Source organism: Novosphingobium sp. MBES04 (genome assembly GCF_000813185.1).
Lineage (GTDB): Bacteria > Pseudomonadota > Alphaproteobacteria > Sphingomonadales > Sphingomonadaceae > Novosphingobium > Novosphingobium decolorationis.
Map to the genome: position 1 here is coordinate 33,014 of NZ_DF850490.1, position 5,576 is coordinate 38,589.

General features: G+C 63.8%; 4 protein-coding genes. 3 read left to right on the forward strand and 1 reads right to left on the reverse strand.

The features are described from left to right. Positions 1 to 204 precede the first annotated feature (204 nt). The 3 genes from MBENS4_RS22130 (at position 205) to MBENS4_RS22140 (ending at position 5,138) form a co-directional block, all read left to right on the forward strand. Entirely contained in the window at positions 205 to 1,470 is a 1,266-nt protein-coding gene (locus MBENS4_RS22130) for a hypothetical protein (protein ID WP_052322697.1), read from the forward strand. A 2-nt stretch (positions 1,471 to 1,472) separates the two neighbouring features. After that, positions 1,473 to 2,813 (forward strand): spinster family MFS transporter, encoded by a 1,341-nt coding sequence (locus tag MBENS4_RS22135; protein ID WP_052322698.1) that lies wholly within the window; start codon positions 1,473 to 1,475, stop codon positions 2,811 to 2,813. Between the two features lie 96 nt (positions 2,814 to 2,909). Next, the gene (locus MBENS4_RS22140; RefSeq protein WP_039396046.1) at positions 2,910 to 5,138 is read left to right on the forward strand and encodes a TonB-dependent receptor; all 2,229 of its coding nucleotides are present in this window, start codon (positions 2,910 to 2,912) and stop codon (positions 5,136 to 5,138) included. 194 nt (positions 5,139 to 5,332) lie between these two features. Here MBENS4_RS22140 and MBENS4_RS22145 read toward each other — a convergent pair. Continuing rightward, positions 5,333 to 5,576 (reverse strand): energy transducer TonB (locus MBENS4_RS22145; protein WP_206778149.1); only part of this gene is annotated, 244 nt, incomplete at its 5' end.

The window sequence follows — 5,576 nt, forward strand, 5'->3', positions numbered from 1 at the left end:
GTCACAGAAGCGTCAAACAGTTATCCTAGCTGTACAGTCGTTTCGATTCACGGAGAAGACAGGGTGGGCGGAGGGCTCGAGCCTCGGACGGCATGCTGTTCGATGGCGACGGCGAGCGCCCGACCGACTTCTGCCGCCGTGGAGGGACGTGCAGCCTTTCGGGTCGCTCGAAAGGCATTGGATAATGCTCAGAGGAGATATGAGGTGACGACATCTGCCGATCCGTTCAGCGTGGCCGTGATTTGCGACACGCAGAATTATTCCAGCTACCGCAACCAGCGGGAGGCAGGCTTTCCCTTCAACGCGCGTGAGATGTTGTGGGACATGATGCAGTATATCGCCGCCAACGCGCGCAAGAATGGTGGCGACATCGCCTTCGTCTCCGGTCTCGGCGATAGCTGGCAGCATCCGAGCAGCTGGGGGCCCGACGCTCCCCATGTCGAGCGCGGCGTGTCCTGCGTGCCCAATCCCGCGATCGAGGCGCTGATCCCCGCCTCTCCATCGCAAGTGCTGGAGGTCGAGATTCCCGCCATTCGCAAGGCATGGGGCATCATCGCGGACGAACTGCCCTTCTTCCTCGTCCCCGGCAATCACGACCATGACAATATCTGGAGCGACCCGGCCTTTCCGCCGGAGCCCGATGGCTGGTTTCGCGACGGCGCATCCTATGGCCTCGGTTCGCTGCATGTCGGTTCGCTCGACAACTGGACCGCGCATTTCGGCGACCAGTCCGAACTGTTCCGCGACAAGCCCTGGTATGTGTCCTCGCACAAAGACGGCTGCAATGCCGCGCAGGTCTTCAAGGGCGGCGGCTATCGTTTCCTGCACATCGGTATCGAGATGTGTCCGCAGGACGACATCATCGAGTGGGCGCAGTCCGTCATCGATGCCCATCCCGGCCTGCCGACGATCCTGTCCATCCATGAATTCATCAATGAAAAGGGCGAGCGTCAGTCGATCGACTATTTCGACCTCACCCGCATCGACCCGGACCGCAACAGCCCGCAGAGCCTGTGGGAAAAGCTGGTGGCCCCGAACGACCAGATATTGTGCACGCTGAACGGCCATTTCCATGGCGTGATGAACCGGATCGACACCAATGACCATGGCCACAAGGTCTACCAGTTCCTCGTCAACTATCAGTGCCGGAAGCAGACGTTCAAGGCGACCGGCTCCGACGCGGCAATCTTCGACGGCATCGGTGACGGCTGGCTGCGCCTGATGACCTTCGACCTGGCAGGGGAGGCGCCGACGCTGCGCCTGCGCGCCTATTCGACGCATTACAAGGCGTTCGCCTCCGACCTGCCGCTCTACACGCAATGGTATGGCCATGAGCATCCCGAGATGACCCCGGCCGAATTCGTCGGGCTGGACGAGTGCAACTTCGACCTCGACGATTTCCGGGAACGCTTCGGCATGCCGTCGCTCGCGGGGCAGGACGCCCGTGAGCCCGCACTGGCCGGCGACTGACCATGGCCTCGCTCGCCGACTCCCTTAAAGACGGCGCCGTCCCGGCACCGGACCCGGCATCCGCCGCCGGTCCGGTGCCGCGCGACGCGGACCGGCCGCGCGCCATGGCGTTCTACGTCCTCGCGCTGCTCTGTCTGATCTCGCTCCTCGGCTATTACGACCGCTATCTGGTCGCGATCCTGGTCGAGAGCATCAAGCATGATCTGGGGGTGAGCGACGGGCAGATCGGTCTGCTGACCGGCTTTGCCTTCGCTTTCGTCTATTCGATCATGGCGGTGCCGGTGGCGCGCTATTCGGACGGCGGGCGCCGCGTGCTCGTCCTCGGTGTGTCGCTGCTCATCTGGTCGGCGATGACGGCGCTGTGCGGGCTGGCGCCGGGCTTTGCGGTGTTGCTTGCCGCACGGCTCGGCGTGGGACTGGGGGAGGCGGGCGGCATTCCCACTACCCACGCCCTCGTCTCCGATTATTTCCCGGCCCGGTGGCGCGCAACGGCGTTGTCGGCGACGGTGGTGATCGGGGGCATTGGCTTCATGATCGCCAATGCAGCGGGGGGCTGGATCGCGGACAATTGGGGTTGGCGAGCGGCCTTTCTGGTGGGTGCGGTTCCGGCACCGTTTCTCGCGCTGCTGCTGTTCGCGACGGTGCGGGAGCCTGTCCTTCCGGTCAGAGCGGTCGGGACCGCGCCCAAAGGCATATGGCGTTCGGTGCGCAGCCTTCTCGCCCGGCGCAGCTATGCTTTGCTGTGCCTCGGGGTGGCGGTTGCGACCGTCGCCTCGGCCGCTACGCTCAACTGGATGCCGGCTTTCCTCATGCGGACTCACGGGCTGACGGCCGGGCAGGTGGGGGGCAGCTATGGCCTCATCATGGGCTTGTCGACAATTATTGCCCTGCTGGTCGGTGGTGTGCTCGGCGATGCACTGTTCCGGCTGAACCCGCGTTGGGGGATATATTTGCCGGCACTGGCATTCATGGGCGCTATGCCGCTCACCTTGGCCTTCCTGTTCGCGCAGGACCTGACCATGGCGCTGTTCATCGCGGCACCGATGACGGTGATGGCTTCGCTCGCGATTACGCCCGCCTATGCGCTGGTCCAGCGTCTGGCGGGGGCGGGCAACCGGGCGACAGCGACGGCGCTTTATCTCCTGATCGTCAACCTGTTCGGCATGGGGTCTGGACCGGCGGTAGCGGGCTGGATCAGCGACGCGCTGGCGAGTGAGTTTGGCCGGGAGTCCCTGAAATATGCGCTGGCCCTGATCTCCTCCGCCTATCTGGCGGGCGGCCTGCTGATCGCGTGCGGAGCGCGCAGCGTGGCGCACGACAGCGCGGCTGCCGACGCGGCCTGACCCCTTTTCCTCCACGCAAGACCGCTCGCCGGCATTCCCGCCGGCGGATGGCCCCGCTCACCTTTTTTTCTTCCTTCCAATCTCGGGATAATTTCCATGACCAGTCTTCTTCCTTTCCAGAAACGCCGGGCCGCGACCCTGCTGCTCCTCGGAACGGCCCTGCTCCCACTCCTTGCCTCGCCCGTCCATGCTGCCGGTGAAGGTGCGGACGAAGCGGGTGGCGATATCGTCGTCACCGCGCAGAAGCGCGAACAACGGCTGATCGACGTCCCCTCAACGGTCAGCGTCCTGACACCCGACGCCCTGCGGGAAGCGGGCGTGAAGGACTTGATCGACGCCTCGCGCCTGACTCCCGGCGTGGTCGTGTCACCCCAGATTTCCGGCGGTCGCACCATCCAGACCTTCACCATTCGCGGCATCGGCTATGATGATGTCCGGCCCAACGGCAATCCGTCCGCCGCCGTCAGCATCGACGGCGTCTATCAGGGTTCGGCGGCGCTGGTCGGCGGACAGATGTTCGATGTCGAACGCATAGAGATATTGAAGGGGCCGCAGGGCACGCTCTACGGCCAGAACACCACGGCGGGCGCGGTCAACATCATCTCGCGCCAGCCCACGGACACATGGGAGGGGGAGGCGCGCGTCGAATATGGCCGCTTCAACTCCTGGCGCGCGGAAGCTGGGGCGGGCGGCGCTCTGGCCGATGGCGTCAAGCTGCGGGTGGCGGGCGTCTTCGACCGCACCGACGGGTTCATGACCAATATCGGCACGCGCGGTGTCAGTGGATCGGCCAATCCTGCCGTCCCCGCGCTCGCCGATCCCGGCGTCAACACCGAGGCCAATCGCTCCCAATATTACGGCGGTCGCGCGATATTGCTGCTGGAGCCGACCGACGGCACAACGGTCACGCTTAATGCCCATGGTTTCCATGAATCCGGCGCGGTGCAATTTTTCGAGCGCACCGCCACGGTGCGCGGTTTTGCGCCGCTGGCGCCCTTTACGACCGATTCCGCCATCGATCCGTCGCTCGACAAGACCAGCTATGGCGGATCGGTCACGCTGAACCAGAAGATCGGCGGTGATATGCTGCTGGTCGCCATTCTCGGCTGGGAAAAGTTGAAGCAGCAATATTCTGCTGCGGTCGACGTGGTTCCGACGCGGCTCTCCGACATCATCTATCGCGACAATGTAGAGCAGGGGACGGCGGAACTACGCCTCCAGAATGCGACGCCCGGCCGGTTCGACTGGGTGGTGGGTGCAACGGCTTACAGGGACAAGGTGCGGCTGCGCAGTAACATCGACCTGACCGACGTCGTGCTCAGCACGCTCGCGGCCGACTATGTGCAGCGCCGTCGCAGCGTCGCGGGCTTCGCCGATGGCAGCATCCGGCTGGGCGGTCACTGGAAGATCGGCGCGGGTCTGCGCTACACCCATGACGAGAGCACGTTCGACGGCACGACCAGCGACCTGAACCCGTCCGGCGTCAGCATCGCGCAGGCCGTGTTCGGGCCGATGCCGTTCGTGTTCCACCGCACCTTCTCCGACAACAGCGTCTCGGGGCGCCTGAACGTCAGCTACGAAATCTCGCGCGCGGCCACGGCCTATGTGTCGGTCAGCCGTGGCTTCAAGGCGGGCGGCTTCGACGGCTCCACCTCCTTCACCCTGCCGGAGACGGACCCGTTCAAGTCCGAGCGCGTGTGGACCTATGAGGCCGGCATCAAGTTCCTGCCGCGCGGCGGCCCGGTGCAGATCGACGCATCCTTCTATTACAACGACTTCACCAATATGCAGGCCAGCCTCAACAAGCTCATCAACGGCCTGCCCAGCAACATCCGCACCAATGTCGGCAGCGCGCGCACCTATGGCGCGGAGGCGAACGTGACCGTGCGTCCGATCGCCGGGCTGGAGGTGCAGGGCGGTATTTCCCTTCTCGACAGCAAGATCCTCGACATGTGGTCGGATGTCGCGGCGGAGCGGGCGCGGCGGATCGGCAACCAGCTGCCCTTCGCGCCGAAGATGACGCTGACCGGTTCGATCCGCTATGCGATACCGCTGGGCGGCGACAGGGTGCTGACGCCGTCGGTCAATGGCCGCTTCGTCGACGATTATTACACCGAACTCGACAATTACCAGCCGATCAAGGGCTATTTCCTTGGCAATGCGCAGATGGAACTGGCATTTGCCGAAAGGATGACGGTGGGGGCATGGGTTCGCAACTTCACGAACAAGCGTTATGCCTCGGCCCTCTATGTCGCGCCGCCGACCTATTCGCAGTTGAGCGGCGCTCCGCGCACATATGGCCTGTCGCTCGGCTATAGATTCTGATCCCGGCACCCTGGTCGGCTCGACGCGTGATGGGCCGACCAGGGTGAGCCTGATGACTTCGGCAAGTGAAGCGGTCAGTCCGGACTTGGGATATGAAAGTTCGTTGGGGAATGGCCGGCAAGGGTCGGAGGTTCACATTCAGCAAATCGTCTTGTGGAACCGCCTCATGGCAGGGAATACGAGCAAGCAGCCCATTAATAGGGCAACTGCCATCGCACACTCTGCATTCGGCCACGGCAGGCTTCCAGTTTGCCATTCCTCCGGGGCGGATCATAGCGGATTGTCGAAATGCCGTTCAATGTAACCTCGTCGAACGCATAGGGGGGATCGCTGACCAGCAACCGACCGTTGATGGCCGCTCCATTTAAGTCCAGATCAAACTCTGACGGGGTGATTCCGGTGATCGCGGTGTAGACCATATCCCCAGGGTAATCCTCA

Excerpts from the sequence above, each read along its gene's own strand:
- MBENS4_RS22140 (WP_039396046.1), top strand. The coding sequence starts at position 2,910 with ATGACCAGTCTTCTTCCTTTCCAGAAACGCCGGGCCGCGACCCTGCTG.
- MBENS4_RS22135 (WP_052322698.1), top strand. The coding sequence starts at position 1,473 with ATGGCCTCGCTCGCCGACTCCCTTAAAGACGGCGCCGTCCCGGCACCG.